General features: G+C 70.8%; 1 protein-coding gene. It reads right to left on the bottom strand.

Features of this window, described 5'->3' with window-relative positions:
• Positions 1-646, bottom strand: a 646-nt coding sequence (locus tag ACFXIV_RS48080) for a hypothetical protein (RefSeq protein WP_379421561.1), incomplete at its 3' end; no start/stop codon positions are given.
• Positions 647-720 lie beyond the last annotated feature (74 nt).

Raw genomic sequence — 720 nt, forward strand, 5'->3', positions numbered from 1 at the left:
GTCCTGCCGCGCACACCACCACGGGTACGGCGATGGCGGGCACGGTCCACCACGGGATGCCGCTCCACACCGCAGGCAGGCCGACTCCGAAACAGGTCACGCTGATGGTGATGAGCAACCAGGTGCCGTACGGCCTCCAGGTGAAGGGCTCAGGGGCACCGGGCCTGACCAGTCGCGCCGTACCGAAGGCGAAGAGCTGGGCCGCGAAGAGCCCGGCGAACACGCCGACGGCGGCGTTCATCTGGAGCTCGTCACGGGGCGCCTCCGAGGTGTTCTGCCGTACACCGTCCTTGCTGAGCGCCACGATGTCGCGGCGCCAGGCGGTGGCCGCGACCCGGTCGCCGGGTTCGAGCCGGGCCAGGAGCGGGCCGGGGTCGCCGAAGGAGACGGTTCCCCGCCAGGAGCCGTCCTGGTCCTTGAGGGTCGCTTCGTAGGAGGAGCTTCGCCCGGCGGACTTGTTCACCGTCTTCTCCACGGTCAGGCGCCAGGTGCTCAGACAGTCCGTCTGCCCCCGCTGCATCGCCCGGGAGGAGCACGACTCGGCCGCGCGGTAGTCCTGGTAGCGCTCGCTGTCGGAGGGCAGCCACCAGCTGAACGCCAAGTAGCAGCCCGCTGCCGATACCAGGGACAGCAGAATCAGCAGCACGCCCGCGAACCGGGACCGGCCCGGCGACCGACGACGACCGGTACGGCCCTCGCTCGGCGGCTCGCCCTTGCTGT

The sequence above is a fragment of the Nocardia sp. NPDC059236 genome, from assembly GCF_042754085.1.
Classification (GTDB): Bacteria; Actinomycetota; Actinomycetes; order Mycobacteriales; family Mycobacteriaceae; genus Nocardia.